This is a genomic window from uncultured Duncaniella sp. (assembly GCF_910577345.1).
Taxonomy (GTDB): domain Bacteria; phylum Bacteroidota; class Bacteroidia; order Bacteroidales; family Muribaculaceae; genus Duncaniella.
Genome location: NZ_CAJTMT010000023.1, coordinates 14,098 through 32,095 on the forward strand (window position 1 = coordinate 14,098; position 17,998 = coordinate 32,095).

Sequence of the window (17,998 nt, forward strand, 5' to 3'; positions counted from 1 at the left end):
TCAAACCTTGCAGTGATGTGTGTCTCTGCAAGGTTTGGTTTTTATTGGATATGCCTTTTGGTTAAGGCTTGTGTTCGGGGCTTATTCTTCAGCTTCGAGGAGTTCGAGCATCTTGATTGCTGACACGGGGATGCGTGTGCCGGGGCCGAAGATGGCTGCAACACCTGCTTTGTAGAGGAAGTCGTAGTCCTGAGCGGGGATAACACCACCGGCAGTCACGAGGATGTCCTCACGACCGAGCTTCTTGAGCTCTTCGATAACCTGCGGGATGAGGGTCTTGTGACCGGCTGCGAGTGACGATACACCGAGGATGTGGACGTCGTTTTCAACTGCCTGACGGGCTGCTTCTGCAGGGGTCTGGAAGAGGGGACCCATGTCGACGTCGAAACCGCAGTCGGCATAGCCGGTAGCTACAACCTTTGCACCACGGTCATGTCCGTCCTGACCCATTTTGGCAATCATGATACGGGGTTGACGACCTTCGCGCTTGGCGAATTCTTCACACATCTGCTGAGCCTTCACGAAGTCGGGGTCAGCCTTGGTTTCTGATGAGTACACTCCTGAAATGGTTCTGATTACTGCTTTGTAACGGCCTACGACCTCTTCGCAGGCATCGGAAATTTCGCCGAGGGTGGCACGGAGACCGGCAGCCTTGACAGCGAGGTCGAGGAGGTTGCCTTCCTTGGTGCGTACACATTCGGTGATTGCTTCGAGAGCCTTCTTGACTGCTGCTTCGTCTCGGTGTGCCTTAAGGTCAACGAGACGTGCCACCTGGTCCTTGCGCACCTCGGTGTTGTCGATTTCGAGGATGTCGATGGGATCTTCGTGGTCGAGACGGTACTTGTTGATACCGACGATGGTCTGACGGCCTGAGTCGATGCGGGCCTGAGTGCGGGCCGAAGCTTCTTCGATACGCATCTTGGGCAGACCAGACTCGATAGCCTTGGCCATACCGCCGAGGTTCTCGATTTCCTGGATGTGTTCCCATGCACGGTGAGCAATCTCGTTGGTGAGAGCCTCAACGTAGTAGGAACCGCCCCACGGGTCAACCTGCTTGGTGACCATGGTTTCCTCCTGGATGTAAATCTGGGTGTTGCGGGCGATACGGGCCGAGAAATCGGTCGGGAGGGCGATGGCCTCGTCAAGCGCGTTGGTGTGGAGCGACTGGGTGTGGCCGAGAGCGGCACCCATAGCCTCGATACAGGTACGGCCTACGTTGTTGAAGGGGTCCTGTTCGGTGAGTGACCAACCTGAAGTCTGCGAGTGTGTGCGGAGCGCAAGCGATTTGGGGTTTTTCGGATTGAACTGCTTAACGATCTTAGCCCAGAGCAGACGTGCTGCACGCATCTTGGCAACCTCCATGAAGTAGTTCATGCCGATAGCCCAGAAGAATGACAGACGGGGAGCGAAAGCGTCGATGTCGATGCCTGCGTTGATACCTGCGCGGAGATATTCGAGACCGTCGGCGAGAGTATAGGCAAGCTCGATGTCGCAAGTAGCACCGGCTTCCTGCATGTGGTAGCCTGAGATGGAGATAGAGTTGAACTTGGGCATATTCTGCGAGGTGTACTCGAAGATGTCGGCGATGATTCGCATCGAGAATTCCGGCGGGTAGATATAGGTGTTACGCACCATGAATTCCTTAAGGATGTCGTTCTGGATTGTACCGGCCATCTCTTCGAGCTTGGCACCCTGTTCGAGACCTGCGTTGATGTAGAAAGCGAGGACGGGAAGAACGGCACCGTTCATTGTCATCGAGACTGACATCTTGTTCAGGGGAATACCTTCGAAGAGCACCTTCATGTCCTCGAGCGAGCAGATTGACACACCGGCCTTACCTACGTCGCCAACCACACGTTCGTGGTCTGCGTCATAGCCACGGTGGGTGGCAAGGTCGAATGCCACTGACAGACCCTTCTGTCCCGAAGCAAGGTTGCGGCGGTAGAAGGCGTTTGATTCAGCTGCGGTCGAGAATCCGGCATACTGACGGATGGTCCAGGGACGGAGGGGATACATGGCGCTGTACGGGCCACGGAGGAAGGGAGGGATACCTGAAACGTAGTTGAGGTGTTCGAGACCTTCGAGGTCCTCCTTGGTATAGATGGGCTTTACCGGGATAAGTTCGGGGGTAAGCCAGTCTTCCCCCTGAGTTTCGGGAACGTGCTGCTCACCGAAAGCATCTTTTACAATATCGATTTCTTTGAAATTCGGTTTCATGTCTTATATATATGTGGGGGTTGACGATTTACTTCTTGAGTAATTTTGCGTTGAAGGCGCGGAGGGTGTCGAGGACGTTGCAGCGCACATGAACGAAATCGTTGATGCCGATGGCCTTGAGGTCGTCGGTACATGCGGGAGCGCCTGCTACCACAAATTCTGCACGGCCGTCGAGATACTTGAACGCTGCGGGAGCGAGTTCGGCATATTCGTCGTCGCTCGAGCAGAGTACCACGATGTCAGCACCCTTTTCGAGAGCTGCGTCAACGCCTGCTTCCACGGTGTCGAAACCGAGGTTGTCGATAATCTCATATCCGGCGCAACCGAAGAAGTTGGTCGAGAACTGCGCACGGGCAAGACGCATTGCGAGGTTGCCGATTGTGAGCATGAAGACCTTCGGACGGTTGGAAGCTGCTTCTGTTTCGAGACGGAGCGACTCGAAATCGCTGGCGGCACGCTTGGTGGGAAGACCGGCGGGAGCCTCACAGGCATCACCGTGGTTGCCACATGCGCATGAGAGCGAACCCTTGAGTTCGACAATCTTGTCGGCTGCCATTTCGTTGATGTTGGGATACTGGTTGGTACCGAGAAGGATTTCCTTGCGGCGGGCAACGTCGGTGTGACGCTTTTCAGCGCTTTCGCGGATAGCCTTCTGAACCTTGTCGTCATTGCAGCAAGCGAGGAAACCGCCTTCGTCCTCAACTTCGAGGAAGAGTTTCCATGCTTCCTTGGCGATAGCCACGGTGAGGGTCTCTACATAGTAGCTGCCACCGGCGGGGTCGATGACCTTGTCGAGATGGCTCTCCTCTTTGAGAAGGAACTGCTGGTTGCGGGCAATGCGCTCCGAGAATTCATCGGGAGTCTTGTAGGGAACATCGAAGGGAGTGACTGTGATTGAGTCAACGCCTGCGAGTGCTGCCGACATAGCCTCTGTCTGGCTGCGGAGAAGGTTGACGTGTGCGTCGTAGAGAGTCTGGTTGAAGCGCGAGGTGACGGCGTGGGCCATCATCTTGGCTGCTGCTTCGGATGCACCATACTGCTTCACAATCTGCGCCCAGAGCATACGGGCTGCACGGAACTTGGCAAGTTCCATGAAGAAGTTGGACGAGACACACATGTTGAACTTGATGCGGTCAGCCACCTCGTCGGCGCTGCGGCCGGCTTCAGTGAGAAGGGTCATCCACTGTGCGCCCCAAGCGAGAGCATAGCCGAGTTCCTGGAAAATATATGCGCCGGCGTTTCCGAGCATGTCGCTGTCGACAGAGAGGACGCGGAGGTTCTTCACATCCTGAGCGGCATCGAGAATTTCGCAAGCCATTGCGGTGAGCTTGTCGGCATCGAATGCCACACCCTTGCGGAGCGGTTTGCGGAAGGGATTGAAGTCGATTGAACCCTTGAAGCAGTCAGCGCAGTCGTTGGCTGTCACATAGTCTACGAGAGCCTTGGTGAGGGGAAGCGCTTTCTTGATGCAGCAGGCAAAGTTAATCTCGACTTTCGAGAGGTCAATGCCGTTGAGAAGGATTTCGAGGGTTTCTACAGTGGGTTCCTCAATGTGGAATCCGAGGGAGGTCACGCCCTTGGTGAGAACGTCGAGAGCCTTCTGATTGGCTTCGGCGGGAGTGTCGGCAATGATTTCCTGACGGGTGAGCCAGTCATTGTCGGTGCGGGTTCCGCGGACGTAGGGGAATTCTCCCGGGAGAGAGTTGGTGGTTTTGAAGTCTTCGATGTCCTCCAGACGATACATCGGCTGCACATTGAAGCCTTCGTTGGTGCGCCACACTAATTTTTTGTCAAAAGGTGCGCCTTTCAGGTCAGCTTCCACCTTAGCTTTCCACTCTGCGGTGGAGATAGGAGGAAACTGTTCAAACAATTTTTCTTTCTTTTCTGCCATGATAATGGTATTAAATATTCTGTATCAGGTTCAGGTTAACCGATATGTCAGTAAATTTGTAGTGCAAAGATAATTGTAAACTTCTTAACAGCAAAGAAAATAACAAGAAAAAAGCGCCTCTAAGGGCGCTTTAGTTGGAAGAAATGACTTTATTCAGGCGATTATTTATCTGCCCATCAGATAGGCTTTGAAGTCAGCGAAGTCGGCGGTCATTGGGGTGGATTGTTTGCGTCCTTGCATGAAGGCGGCGAGGCGGTCGGGGATGGCGACTTCTGCTGAGAGGGCTGATTCGACTGTTTCTTTGAATTTGGCGGGATGGGCTGTTTCGAGGAATACTCCTGTCTCTCCTTCGCGCAGGCCTTCCTTGAGGGCGCGGTAGCCGCAGGCTCCGTGAGGGTCAAGGATGTAGCCGGTGTGGCGGTAGCAGTCAAGCATTGTCTCGCGAATCCGGCTGTCGGTGTAGGTGGCACCGCTAATCAGTGACGTGATGCGTTCGTGGGAGTTGCCGTAGAGGTCAAGGATGCGGGCGAAGTTGCTCGGGTCGCCGACATCCATCGCATTGGCTATGGTCTGGACACTCGCCTTGGGGCTGTAGACACCGGAAAGCAGATAATTGTAGAAAATATCGTTGGCATTGTTGGCTGCGATGAAGCGTTTGACGGGCAGACCCATGCGGTGGGCGAAAAGTCCGGCAGTGATGTTGCCGAAATTTCCACTGGGTACGCTGATGACCAACTCATCGGCCTTGCCGAGTGCTTTCATCCGTGCGTAGGCGTTGAAATAGTAGAATGCCTGCGGAAGGAAGCGGGCGACGTTGATTGAATTGGCGGAGGTGAGGACCATCTTATTGCAAAGTTCCTCGTCCATGAATGCGCTCTTTACGAGACGCTGGCAGTCGTCAAACACACCGTCGACCTCAACGGCGGTGATGTTGCGTCCGAGGGTGGTGAACTGACATTCCTGAATCGGGCTTACTTTGCCTTTGGGGTAGAGGACATAGACGTGGATGCCGTCGACACCGAGGAAGCCGTTGGCAACGGCCGAGCCTGTGTCGCCGCTCGTGGCGACAAGCACATTGACCTCGCGGGAATCATCGCGTTTTCTGATGAAATATTGAAGCAGACGGGCCATGAAGCGGGCGCCGACATCTTTGAAAGCGAGGGTAGGGCCGTGGAAAAGTTCGAGGCTGTAGATGTCAGGTTCGACTTCCGCAACAGGGCAGTCGAAGGCGAGTGTGTCGCAGACAATCCGGTCGAGGTCTTCCTTGGGTATGTCGTCACCGAAAAATGCTTCGGCCACGCGGCAGGCTATTTCATGGAAGGAAAGGGTGTCGATTGTGTCGAAAAATTCTTTTGGGAGAGCTTTGATATGTTCGGGCATATATAGACCACGGTCCGAAGCGAGACCTTTGACGACGGCCTCTTCGAGTGTGGCTTCGGGAGCCTGGCGGTTGGTGCTGTAGTAGTTCATTTTTTTTGAGTATAGAGTGTAGAGTGTAGAGTGTAGAGTGGGGTTATTCGCTCATGAATTCTTTCATGAACTGCTGGAGGCGGAGGGTGCCGTAGGAGCCTTGGGCGCAGCTTGCTTCATCGTAGGTGAGGACTGCGTCGGGGGTGCCATCGGGGGTGTAGATGACGAAGGGGACAGGTTCGGCGATATGGATGCGCTTCTCCACGGGGGTGGCATGGTCGGGGAGGAGGGCAATCCTCACGGGTTCGTCCCATGTCGAGAGTTCGCGGAGAATGGGGGCGACTACGCGATTGTCGAGATACTCTATCGCGCGGGTCTTAAGCTCGATGTCGCCGTCATGACCCGCTTCATCGGTGGCTTCGAGATGGAGGAACACAAAGTCATCGGTGCGCAGAGCGTCTATAGCGGCTTGGGTTTTCCCTTCATAGTTAGTGTCGGCGAGACCGGTCATTCCGGGTACAACTATTGTGCGCAATCCCGCGTAGTGGCCGATGCCACGGATGAGGTCGACTGCTGAAATCACTGCCCCGGTCTTGATTGCAGGATACATCTGCTGCAAAGTCAACATGCGCGGACGGTAGCCGGGACTCCAGGGCCAGATTGAGTTGGCGGTAAGCCTGCCCTCTGCCTTACGCTTCATGTTTATCGGATGGTCGGCGAGAAGTTGCTGCGAACGGAGGATGAGGTCGTTGAGCAGTTCCGCTGTTTCCTCGGCAGTCATGCGGCCATCTTCGGCCGGAGCATCTGCATCCGGAGTGATGAGCAGCGGTCGCCACTGTTTGCCCGGGTTATCATGTGGCGGAGCGCAGGTGATGTGCTTGTTTCCACCTTTGACGACAAGGAGATGACGGTATTGGATGCCGGGAATGAACTTCACACGTTCGTTGCCGAGATGCTTGTCGAGATATTCTATGAGTTCCGTTCCCTCTTCGGTTGTGAGGTGGCCGCCGTGGTGATTGGCGATTTCTCCTCCTTTACCGAGAGTGATGATATTGCAGCGCATGGCCATATCCTCAGGATTCATCTCGTAGCCGATGCTTGCGGCTTCGAGCGGTCCGCGGCCTTCGTAGACCTCATTGAGGTCATAGCCGAGGATGGCTGTATTGGCAACTTCGCTTCCGGGGGCGAAACCTTCTGGGACGGTCACGAGCAGACCGCAGCGACCTTCGGCTGCAAGACGGTCAAGAGCGGGTGTGGAGGCATACTGCAGTGGCGTTTTGCCACCCAGTGAGGCGATGGAATGGTCCGACATTCCATCGCCAAGGATGATAAGATGTTTCATGATGTGAGCCTCCTCTTAGTTGTTGACCGACGACATGATGTTGGCAAACACGCCTGCGGCGGTGACCTCCGCTCCTGCACCGTAGCCCTGGATGAGCATCGGGTATTCGCGGTAGCGTTCGGTGGTGAGAAGGACGATATTGTTGGAGCCTTCGAGTCCGTAGAAGGGGTGACGGCTGTCGACAGCCTCCAGTCCTACGCTCATACGGCCTTTCTCCATGCGGGCAACGAAGCGCCAGCGTTTCCCTTCGGCTTCAAGCACCTTGCGGCGCTCCTCGAAATCTGCGTCCAGTTCGGGCAGACGTTTCCAGAAATCTTCGAGTGAACCCTCGAATAGTTCCGCAGGGATAAAGAGATGTTTCTCGACTTCTTCCTGCTCGGCTTTGTAGCCCGCCTCGCGGGTGAGGATGACGAGTTTGCGAATCACGTCCTGACCGCTGAGGTCGATGCGTGGATCCGGTTCGCTGTAGCCCATCTCCTTGGCCAGACGGACTGTCTCCGAGAAGGGGATGTCGGCCGAGATGGCGTTGAAGATGAAATTGAGCGTACCGCTGAGGACGGCTTCGATTTTCAGGATGCGGTCGCCCGACGAGATGAGGTCGTTGATGGTGCCGATGATTGGCAGACCTGCGCCAACGTTGGTCTCGAAGAGGAATTTCACACCACGGCTGAGGGCAGTATCCTTCAGGCTGCGGTATGTCTCGTAGCTGCTTGACGCTGCGACCTTGTTGGCGGCGACGACCGATATATTGTGGTTGAGGAATGTCTGGTAGAGTCCGGCCACCTCGTGGCTTGCGGTACAGTCGACGAACACGCTGTTGAAGATGTTCATTCCGACTACTTCTTCGCAGAGGCGTTCGGGCGAACTTTCAGGACTTGCCGCAAGCTGCTCGCGGTAGCTTGAAAGGTCAATTCCGGTGCGGGAGAAGATGGCGTGGCGGCTCGACGCGATGCCGACGACGTTGAGTTTCAAGCGGTGGGTGCGGCGCAGTTTCTCCTGCTGGCTGCGTATCTGCTCGATGAGCATTCCGCCGACAGTGCCTATGCCGCAGATGAAGAGGTTGAGTTCCTTGTATTCGCTGAGGAAGAAAGAGTCGTGGATGACGTTGAGCGACTTGCGCAGATAGTCGCCGTGGACGGCGAACGATATGTTGGTCTCGCTCGCACCCTGCGCACAGGCTATGACGCTGATGCCGCTGCGTCCGAGGGTCCCGAAAAGCTTTCCGGCTATGCCGGGGGTGTGCTTCATGTTCTCGCCGACGATTGCGACTGTTGCAAGGCCGCTCTCGGCGTGCATGGGGAACATGGCTCCCTCCTCGATTTCCTTTGCAAATTCATGGTTGAGCACACGGATGGCTTCTTCGGCATCCTCGTCGCGCACACCGATGGAGGTCGAGTTTTCCGACGATGCCTGGCTGACCATGAAGACCGATATGCCATTGTCGGCAAGCGCGGTGAAGATTCGGCGGTTGACACCGATGACGCCGACCATCGAGAGGCCGGTGACGGTTATGAGTGAGGTCCCGTTGATGCTTGAGATACCCTTGATGGGTTTGCGGTCATCCTCGACATCGTTGCGGATGACAGTCCCCGGAGCGGAGGGATTGAAGGTGTTTTTGACGCGGATGGGGATATTCTTGACGCAGACGGGATATATTGTCGGGGGATAGATGACCTTTGCACCGAAGTTGCACAGCTCCATTGCTTCGACATAGCTAAGGGAGTTGATTGTGTAGGCGGTCGGGATTACGCGCGGGTCGGCGGTCATGAAGCCGTCCACGTCGGTCCAGATTTCGAGGGCCTCGGCATCGAGCGCGGCGGCGATGATTGATGCGGTGTAGTCGCTGCCTCCGCGTCCGAGATTGGTCACCTCGCCGGAATGTTTGTCAGTGCTGATGAAGCCGGGGACCACGTGGATGCGTTCGCCGAGGACTTCGGGGCGGAACTCCTCGACAACAAGCGAACGGGTCAGTTCACTGTCGAGGACGGGGCGACCGTGTTTGCGTTCGGTCTTGATGAATGCGCGCGAGTCGTGGAGCATACTTCCGCTTATCAGGCGGGCGACGATGCGGCTGCTGAGGCGTTCGCCATAGCTGACGATTGCCGCCTGGGTCTTTGGACTTAGGTCACGGATGAGGTAGACACCCTGATAGATTGATGACAGTTCGGCGAGGAGTGTGTCGGTTTCTTTCAGAAGTTCCCCGGTCCTGTCGGTAATCACTCCGGCGATTATATCGTGATGACGTGTGACTATGCTTTCGAAAAGTTCCCGGTAGTCTTCATTGCCGTCGGCGGCTGTCCGGGCTGTCTTGATTAGAAGGTCTGTCACGCCTCCGAGGGCGCTCACTACAACTATGGTCGGTTTTGATTGACCTTCGACGATTTCCTTAAGATTAAGGAGACTGTTTACGGAACCTACGGATGTCCCGCCAAATTTTAATACTTTCATTTTGTGGGTTGAAAAAATTTTTTGCCGTTTCCGCTTTCAGGGTCTGCAGACCATTCATTCCGGTAGCGGCGACGTAACTTTACAAACAGTTGTTTAATTTTGGGGCAAAATTAAGCAAATTTATTCGTCCAAACCAATGTTTTTGTTGAAAATGTTAAGAGAAACGTGAAATGGGACATCCTGCGCCGACGGGAAAACGCATGATGAAGAGTGCTTTTCCACCTTTGAAGACAGAAATGTCGGGGAATTTTCGTAAATTTGCAACCTAAAAGTAGAAATTCATTATGGCAGAAAACACCCTCTTGTCACGTCTGGACGGTATCGAGGCCCGCTTCGAGGAAGTGGGCACGCTGATTACCGACCCTTCCGTGATTCAGGATATGAAACGCTACGTCCGTCTGACCAAGGAATACAAGGACCTTGAGAAACTTACGGCAGTGACACGTCAGTACCGTTCGCTCCTCGGCAATATCGACGAGGCGCGCGAGGTGCTTGCATCCGAAAATGACCCTGAACTCCGCGATATGGCCAAGGAGGAACTCGACGAGGCTACCTCGGCTCTTCCCGGACTCGAAGAGGAAATCAAACTGCTGCTCATTCCGGCCGACCCTGAGGATGGGAAGAATGCAATCGTTGAAATCCGTGGTGGCACGGGTGGCGATGAGGCGGCAATCTTCGCAGGTGACCTATATAAGATGTATGTCAAGTATTGCGAGTCGAAAGGCTGGAATGTCGCTGTCACCAGTTTCAGCGAGGGCGCAGCCGGAGGTTTCAAGGAAATCGTTATGGCTGTGACAGGCGAGAATGTCTATGGCACGATGAAATATGAGAGCGGTGTCCACCGTGTGCAGCGTGTCCCCGCAACGGAGACGCAGGGCCGAGTCCACACCTCTGCTGCCACAGTCGCAGTGCTTCCGGAAGCCGAGGCGTTTGACGTTGAGATTAACGAAGGTGAAATCAAATGGGACACTTTCCGTTCGGGCGGTGCCGGCGGTCAGAACGTCAACAAGGTCGAGTCGGGTGTGCGTCTGCGCTATCTCTGGCGCAATCCCAACACCGGCGAGACTGAGGAGATTCTCATCGAGTGTACGGAGACCCGCGACCAGCCCAAGAACAAGGAGCGCGCGTTGAGCCGCCTGCGCACCTTTATATATGACAAGGAGCATCAGAAGTATATCGACGACATAGCCTCGCGCCGCAAGACCCTTGTTTCGACAGGCGACCGATCGGCCAAAATCCGTACCTACAACTATCCGCAGGGACGAATCACCGACCACCGAATCAACTATACCATATATAATCTGCAGGCCTTCATGGACGGCGACATCCAGGATGTGATTGACCAACTCACCATCGCCGAGAACGCCGAGAAGCTGAAAGCCGCAGAACTTTAATCCCCCCAACACACATTTCAGAGACAAAATAATAGCAATAAATAATATGAATCGCCAGCAAATCATTGAACAGATCAAGAAGAAAGGTTCGTTTCTTTGTGTAGGTCTCGACACTGACATCAAGAAGGTGCCGCAGCATCTTCTCAACGAGGAAGATCCCATCTTCGCATTCAACAAGGCCATCATTGATGCCACAGCTCCCTACTGTGTGGCCTACAAGCCCAACACAGCTTTCTATGAGAGCCTTGGCACTGACGGATGGAAGTCGCTCGACCGCACCGTCAAGTATCTCCGCGAGAATTATCCCGATCAGCTCATCATCGCTGACGCAAAGCGTGGTGACATCGGTAACACATCGTCGCTTTACGCGCGCGCGTTCTTTGAAAATATGGGTGTCGATGCCATCACTGTCGCTCCCTATATGGGCTTCGACAGCGTGAAGCCTTTCATGGAATATGAGGGAAAATGGGTGATTCTGCTTGCGCTCACATCCAACCCCGGAAGCCATGATTTCCAGTTCCGTACCGACATGACCGGCACCCGCCTCTTCGAGCAGGTTCTCGAAACCGCACAGAAGTGGGGAAGCCCGGAGAATCTCATGTTTGTCGTCGGCGCTACCCAGGGCGCGATGTTTGCCGAAGTGCGCCGTGTGGCTCCACAGAGCTTCCTCCTCGTTCCCGGTGTGGGCGCGCAGGGTGGCAGTCTTGAGGAAGTTGCCAAGTGGGGCATGACCCATGAGTGCGGTCTTCTTGTCAACTCATCGCGCGGCATCATCTATGCGTCAAACGGCGAGGACTTTGCTGAAGCAGCCGCTGCGGAAGCCCGCAAGCTTCGCGACCACATGACCATCCTCCTTTCAACCTACGGAGTGATCTGATAAGGGGCGTCTTATCCCTGTAAAAATAACAGTTCACGGCACTTGGTTCTTGTCAGATGACATTGAATCAGGTGCCGTTTCATTTTTAGTGTGCTAACCGGGCCGGTGTTTGCAGATTTGAGTCAGTCTTCTCCGGAGTCATCGCCATAATTTCAGTATTTGATGTTAAAATCTGACTTTTTTAGTTATTTCATGTCGGGATGGAGGCGGCGTTTTTTGAAAGTTGGCGTAAAAAAACTATATTTGCACATTGATATAGTAACAGTTAGTCAGTTGTGATTCACATTTTGCTAACCTTATTGTAAAAATATCCCTGTCTTGATTTTTATTAAATCTTTATACCATTTCATTGCAATATGAAAAGAACTTTACTTATTTCAGCCTTGGCTGCACTGTGTACTGTAGGCGTTTCAGCCCGCGAGACCATTGACAAGCTTGAGGCTTTTCCCGGCGCTGAGGGCTATGGCCGCTACACGACCGGCGGACGTGGCGGCAAGGTCTACCATGTGACAACACTTGAGGATACAGGCGAACCCGGCTCTTTGCGCTATGCCGTCAATCAGTCAGGCACACGCACCATTGTCTTTGATGTTTCCGGTAATATCCATCTTAATTCAGAACTCCAATTGAGAAGCGGAAACGTGACTATTGCCGGACAGACTGCGCCCGGTGACGGTATCTGCATCGCAGACTATCCGTTTTCGATAAAGGCCAACAATGTCATCCTCCGTTTCCTTCGTTTCCGTCTTGGTAATGCAAATGTGACGAAAGACGGAGCGGACGGTTGGGACGGCCTCGGTTCGCTCGACCAGCGCGACATCATTGTTGACCACTGCTCTGTCAGTTGGAGTATTGATGAATGTCTTTCGTTCAGCGGAACTCACAACACCACCGTCCAGTGGTGTATCGTCTCGCAGAGCCTTGTCAACTCCGGTCATAGCAAGGGAGGTCATGGCTACGGCGGCAACTGGGGTGGCGAATACGGTTCGTATCACCACAATCTCCTTGCCCATCACACATCGCGTTCGCCCCGCCTCGGTCCGCGTCCATCCACTCAGCTCAACGAAGTCATGGATATGCGCAACAACGTCATGTTCAACTACTCAGGTGAGAGCTGCTATGGCGGTGAGGGCATGAATGTGAATATTGTCAACAATTTCTACAAGCCCGGTCCCGGCAACAAGTATTCGGGCAAGACCAAGGAAACCCGTATCGCCTCGGTCGGAATCCGCACGGTGGACTACTGTCTCGACAAGACAAAGATAGCCACTGCCTACAATAATGCGATGGGTACCAGCATCTCGACCAGCAGCATCAAGGGTTCATTTGTCAACGGAAAGAAATGTGTGACAATATCAGGAAAGAGATATGAAATTTCAGATGACAACAAGATTACTGTCGACGACAAGACTGTGAATATCAGTTGGAACGCATACGCTCCCGCGCTGCATCTGCTCGGCACATATTATGTTGACGGTAATGAGAACCACAATATCTCTGCTGTGAAATCCGACAACTGGGGCTTAGGTGTCTATGACCAGATTTCACGTTATGAGAATTGTCCGGATGAGGCTTCATGGACCAACACCAAGCAGGACATGAGGCGTGATCTCCCGATAGAATATGTCTATACGACTACCCATAGCCCGCAGGATGCCTATACGAATGTGTTGGCCTACGCCGGTGCATCCCTTAAGCGTGATGCTCTTGACGAGATGGTTGTCAACGACGCGAAGAACAATGTCGCAAATTCCGGAACGGGAAGTGGTCTTGACAGAGGCTTCATCAATGTCCCCGATGATGTGACATATCCCTCGGGCACTGAACTCGACGGTGTGCTTCCCGCATTGAAGTCCACTCAGGCTATGAAGGACAGCGACGGCGACGGTATGCCCGACGACTGGGAAACCGCCAACGGTCTTGACCCGAATGATGCCACTGACGGTGCAAAGGCTTCCGACAGCGGTTTCACAAATCTGGAGCTTTACCTCAATTCAATCGTTGCCCATATCATGGAGGCCGGAAACGCCAACGGCAAGATGCTCAACGGCGAGCTTACTTTCGCTGACGATGCCGTTGAGTTGCCGGTTTACGATCCCAATGGAGGTGACGGTGAGGTGAAGCATGAGGATTATGTGCTTGCCATCAGTACTTCCGACGGTTCGGAGACAGGTGTATGGCACTTCTCGAACGGCATTGACATTCTTACGGATAAGGGCTATTCCAATGGTGTTGAGGATTGTATCAAGTTCTCACGAAATGTGAATTTTACAGTTGCAATGCCAGAAGGTCTTATTGCCGAAGGTGTGACTTTCTATGGCTATGCCAATGCGACCGGTGCCGACGGCTATATGCAGTCTGTCAACGGTGAGGATACAAGCAGCGAATTTATTTTCCCGGCCAAGATTGACGATGGTGCCAAGGGTGAGAATGTCTATAAGGAATATACCAAGATGTTCGACACTCCGGTTTCACAGTTCGTTTTCCGTCCTGCAGGTCAACAGCTTGGTCTGAAGCTGACCATCCATGCTGTCAAGGGCTCTACCAGCGCAATCGAGGATATTATCACAGATTCCGATGACGTGAAGGGCAATGGCAAGATTTACAACATCATGGGTGTTGAGGTTCATGAACCGCTTCTTCCCGGTGTCTATATCCGCGACGGTAAGAAATTCATCGTGCGATAATCATTATTGCATTGATTTGTATTAATTGTATTAATTTTGCATTAATTTTGTATTAATTTTGTAGGGACGCTTTTCAAAGCGTCCGCAACCTGATTCGCGGAATATCCGTGGTCATAGCGGACGCTTTGAAAAGCGTCCCTACAGGTTTTTTACATTTATAATACCAACATTCATCATGTATAATACCAACATTCATCATGAATAAATTAAAATGCCTTCTTTCGGCATTGGTCATCTGGCCCGCCGCGCTTTCGGCAGGTGTGAATGCCGCTGCGCTTTCGGCAGGGGTGAATTCCGATCCGCTTTCAGCAGGTGTGAATTCCGATCCGCTTTCGGCTGGAATAAATGCCGATCCGGTTCCGGCTTTTCCCGGAGCGGAGGGTTTCGGCCGCTATACGACAGGAGGCCGTGGAGGAGCAGTTTATCATGTCACTACTCTTGATGATAACGACCTTCCGGGCTCTTTCCGTTATGCCTGCAATCAACCCGGACGGCGTACAATCGTGTTTGATGTCTCCGGAACTATCTATCTGAAGTCGCAGTTGCGTCTGGAGCAGCCGGATGTGACGATAGCCGGACAGACAGCTCCCGGCGACGGTGTCTGTATCGCTGACTTCCCCTTCACGATTCAGGCCGACAATGTGATTCTCCGTTTCATGCGTTTCCGTCTCGGTGACCGTCAGGTGGCACACCATGAGGGTGACGGCTTGGGAGGAAGCGGCCACCGCAATGTCATCGTTGACCATTGCTCGGTCAGTTGGAGCATTGACGAGTGTCTGTCGGTCTACGGCATGAGGGATTGCACGGTGCAGTGGTGTATCGCATCCCACAGTCTGCATGACAGCGGACACCAGAAGGGCCCTCACGGCTACGGCGGCAACTGGGGAGGCAGCGGTGCGAGCTTCCACCACAACCTCATTGCCAACCACACCTCCCGCACTCCGCGTCTCGGGCCGAGCCCCCACACTCAGACCGACGAGCGCATGGACCTTCGCAACAATGTCATCTACAACTACGGTTCCAACGGCTGCTATGGCGGCGAGGGCATGACGGTCAACATCGTCAACAACTATTTCCGCCCCGGCGTGACCACCAACATGATGCCCGAGCGCATCGCAAGTCCAGGCATCCGCACAGTCCGCTATTGTCTCAACACCCGTAAGCTCGCTGAGGACTACAATGCCCTTTTCGGCACTTCGTTCACAAAAGATGACGTCAAGGGGACGCGCTCCGGTCAGCCTGCCGACGGAAAGAATCAGGTGGAGATAGGAGGACGCGTATTCGACATTGATATGACTGACAATATGGTGGATATAGATGGTAAGAAAATCAATGTCAAATGGAATGTCTGGACTCCGATGCTCCACAAATGGGGGCGCTTCTATGTGCGCGGAAATGTCAACCATGAGATAGCCGCTGTCGGTGACGACAACTGGAAACTCGGAGTCATCGACCAGATACAGCCGAAGGATTTCGACAACTACTGGGATTCGGCACTGGAGCGCGAGATATGTCTGGATTCACCGATGGAATATGCTCCGACAACGACCCATACGGCAGAGAAGGCCTACGAGCTTGTGCTCGACTATGCCGGTGCCTCGCTCAGACGTGACGCATACGACGAGATTGTCATCGCCGATACCCGCAGCGGAAAGGCAAGTTTCGGCAAGGGGGGTATCATCAATTCTCAGGATGAAGTGGTGTATGCCGACGGTAGCCGTGGCTGGCCGGAACTCAAAAGCGAAAAAGCTCCGCGTGACACCGACGGCGACGGAATGCCCGACGCATGGGAGAAGGCCAACGGCCTCGACCCGAAAAATGCTTCGGACGGCAGCGAGCTTGCCGAGGCGGGCTATACAAATCTTGAAGTCTACATGAATTCGCTTGTCGCTCCCATCATGGAGGCCGGATTGACCGACGGAAAACTGATGGGTGGTAAGAAGCATTTCTCATCCGCATTCTTCGACAAGAATTTCCATGACCGCACCCTGCGTCTTGACTATCTCTTCTCGGCGACACCGGAAGGGGAGCGCGCAGTTCATCTGTCAGGTCAGTCCTCGATGAAGGGGTGGGCAGGACGGCGTTTCCACCTGTCGGAACTTCCGCTGCAAGGCAACGGAACTGTGACCGTATGCTCCGAGGCAACTGGCGATACGCTCTACCGCACCTCGTTCTCGTCGCTCTATCATGAATGGCTTTCGACCGAGGAATCGACACAGACCCCGAAGGCGTTTGAGCATTGTGTGCTCGTGCCCTATCCAAAAGAGCCGGCTACCATATATATTGACCTTCTCGACAACCGTCATAAACGGATAGCAGGGATGAAACATCGTTTTGACCCGAAGGACATACTGATTGCCAAGAAGGGAGATGGCAAGCTCCCCGACCATCGCTACATCCATCGCGGAGGCGATCCGGCGGAGGCAATTGATGTGGTGATTCTTGCCGAGGGCTACAAGAAGGATGAGATGGACAGTTTCTACCGTCATGCCGAGGTGGCTGTAGAGTCGATTCTCGGCTATGATCCCTTCAAGGAACGCGCCTCAAAGTTCAATTTCGTCGCGGTGGCCACACCTTCGGAGGAGTCCGGAGTGAGTGTCCCGCGTCTCGACGACTGGAAGTCGACGGCATTCTCGTCGAATTTCAGCACGTTCTATTCTGACCGCTATCTTACGACCCTCCATGTCAAGGACATCCACGACGCGATTGCGGGCATACCCTACGAGCATATCATCATACTCGCCAACACGGAGGAATATGGCGGTGGCGGCATCTACAACAGCTATACCCTCACCACCTCCCGCCACAAGGATTTCCGTCCGGTCGTAGTCCATGAGTTCGGCCACAGTTTCGGAGGTCTCGCGGACGAATATTTCTATGAAGGTGACGTGATGGACAACAGCTATCCACTTGATGTTGAGCCGTGGGAGCCGAATCTCACCACACTTGTTGATTTCGATAGCAAGTGGAAGTCGCAGCTTGCGGAGGGAACGCCGGTACCGACACCCGTTGCAGATGCTGAAAAGTATCCGCTCGGAGTCTATGAGGGTGGGGGCTATACGTTTCATGGAGTCTACCGTCCAGCCGACCGTTGCCGTATGCGCGACAACGCATGGCCGGTTTTCTGTCCCGCTTGCCGTGAAGCCCTCGCGAAGCTAATTGATTTCTATGTAAGTGAATGAAAAAAGAGTGCAAGAGTTTTGATAAGTCGATTTAAATCCTTACCTTTGCACCGCCATTACGAATCCACGCGTCCTACCAGCGCATTTCGGTAACTTTGACAACAAAAAACTCCAGATAAGAAAATGAAAGCAGATCTCCATCCTTCCAACTACCGCGAAGTAGTATTCAAGGACATGTCAAATGATGAAATCTTCATCACCCGTTCTACTGTCGCATCAAAGGAAACTATCGAAGTTGACGGCGTGACCTATCCTTTGGTCAAGCTTGAAATCACCAGCTCGTCACACCCCTTCTTCACCGGTAAGCAGAAGCTTGTCGACACCGCAGGTCGCGTGGACAAGTTCATGAGCCGCTACGGCAACCGCAAGAAGAAATAATATCGGGCTGTCTCGATTATTTGCTTCAACGCATAACGCGCGCTCCGCAAAACCGTAGTCCGTCAGGGCCGGGATTGTGGAGCGCGTGTTGCATCCGGCCTTTCAGGGCGGCTCCCGCAATGGTGGTATGGAGCTGTCAAGTGGTCATCAGTGGCATGAAATTGCTCCGCTT

The 17,998-nt window shown here is 53.8% G+C and carries 9 protein-coding genes and 1 pseudogene; 5 read left to right on the forward strand and 5 right to left on the reverse strand.

What is annotated here, in order from left to right:
* Window positions 1–81: 81 nt before the first annotated feature.
* From scpA to thrA, 5 genes are all read right to left on the reverse strand, one after another.
* Window positions 82–2,217: a methylmalonyl-CoA mutase gene (gene scpA / locus QZ310_RS10050; RefSeq protein ID WP_297072374.1), complete on the reverse strand. Its 2,136-nt coding sequence runs from the start codon at window positions 2,215–2,217 to the stop codon at window positions 82–84.
* A 28-nt stretch (window positions 2,218–2,245) separates the two neighbouring features.
* A complete protein-coding gene (gene mutA, locus QZ310_RS10055; protein WP_297072375.1) occupies window positions 2,246–4,108 on the reverse strand; it encodes a methylmalonyl-CoA mutase small subunit in 1,863 nt (620 codons plus the stop codon).
* Window positions 4,109–4,273: 165 nt separating this feature from the next.
* Entirely contained in the window at window positions 4,274–5,578 is a 1,305-nt protein-coding gene (gene thrC / locus QZ310_RS10060) for a threonine synthase (protein WP_297072376.1), read from the reverse strand.
* A gap of 43 nt (window positions 5,579–5,621) precedes the next feature.
* A complete protein-coding gene (locus QZ310_RS10065; protein WP_297072377.1) occupies window positions 5,622–6,860 on the reverse strand; it encodes a cofactor-independent phosphoglycerate mutase in 1,239 nt (412 codons plus the stop codon).
* Between the two features lie 15 nt (window positions 6,861–6,875).
* Window positions 6,876–9,308, reverse strand: a complete 2,433-nt coding sequence (gene thrA / locus QZ310_RS10070; RefSeq protein WP_297072378.1) for a bifunctional aspartate kinase/homoserine dehydrogenase I — start codon at window positions 9,306–9,308, stop codon at window positions 6,876–6,878.
* A gap of 284 nt (window positions 9,309–9,592) precedes the next feature.
* Between thrA and prfA the strand changes: the two genes are divergently transcribed.
* The 5 genes and pseudogenes from prfA to QZ310_RS10095 all read left to right on the forward strand — a co-directional run bounded on the left by prfA (window position 9,593) and on the right by QZ310_RS10095 (window position 17,826).
* On the forward strand, window positions 9,593–10,702 hold the full coding sequence (gene prfA, locus QZ310_RS10075) for a peptide chain release factor 1 (RefSeq protein WP_297072379.1): 1,110 nt from the start codon (window positions 9,593–9,595) through the stop codon (window positions 10,700–10,702).
* Window positions 10,703–10,748: 46 nt separating this feature from the next.
* On the forward strand, window positions 10,749–11,579 hold the full coding sequence (gene pyrF, locus QZ310_RS10080; protein WP_297072380.1) for an orotidine-5'-phosphate decarboxylase: 831 nt from the start codon (window positions 10,749–10,751) through the stop codon (window positions 11,577–11,579).
* 356 nt (window positions 11,580–11,935) lie between these two features.
* Window positions 11,936–12,754, forward strand: a pseudogene (locus QZ310_RS10085) (pectate lyase); the annotation flags it as partial.
* Between the two features lie 1,709 nt (window positions 12,755–14,463).
* Window positions 14,464–17,448: a M64 family metallopeptidase gene (locus tag QZ310_RS10090; RefSeq protein ID WP_297072381.1), complete on the forward strand. Its 2,985-nt coding sequence runs from the start codon at window positions 14,464–14,466 to the stop codon at window positions 17,446–17,448.
* A gap of 123 nt (window positions 17,449–17,571) precedes the next feature.
* Window positions 17,572–17,826: a type B 50S ribosomal protein L31 gene (locus tag QZ310_RS10095; protein WP_107033022.1), complete on the forward strand. Its 255-nt coding sequence runs from the start codon at window positions 17,572–17,574 to the stop codon at window positions 17,824–17,826.
* Window positions 17,827–17,998: the final 172 nt, after the last annotated feature.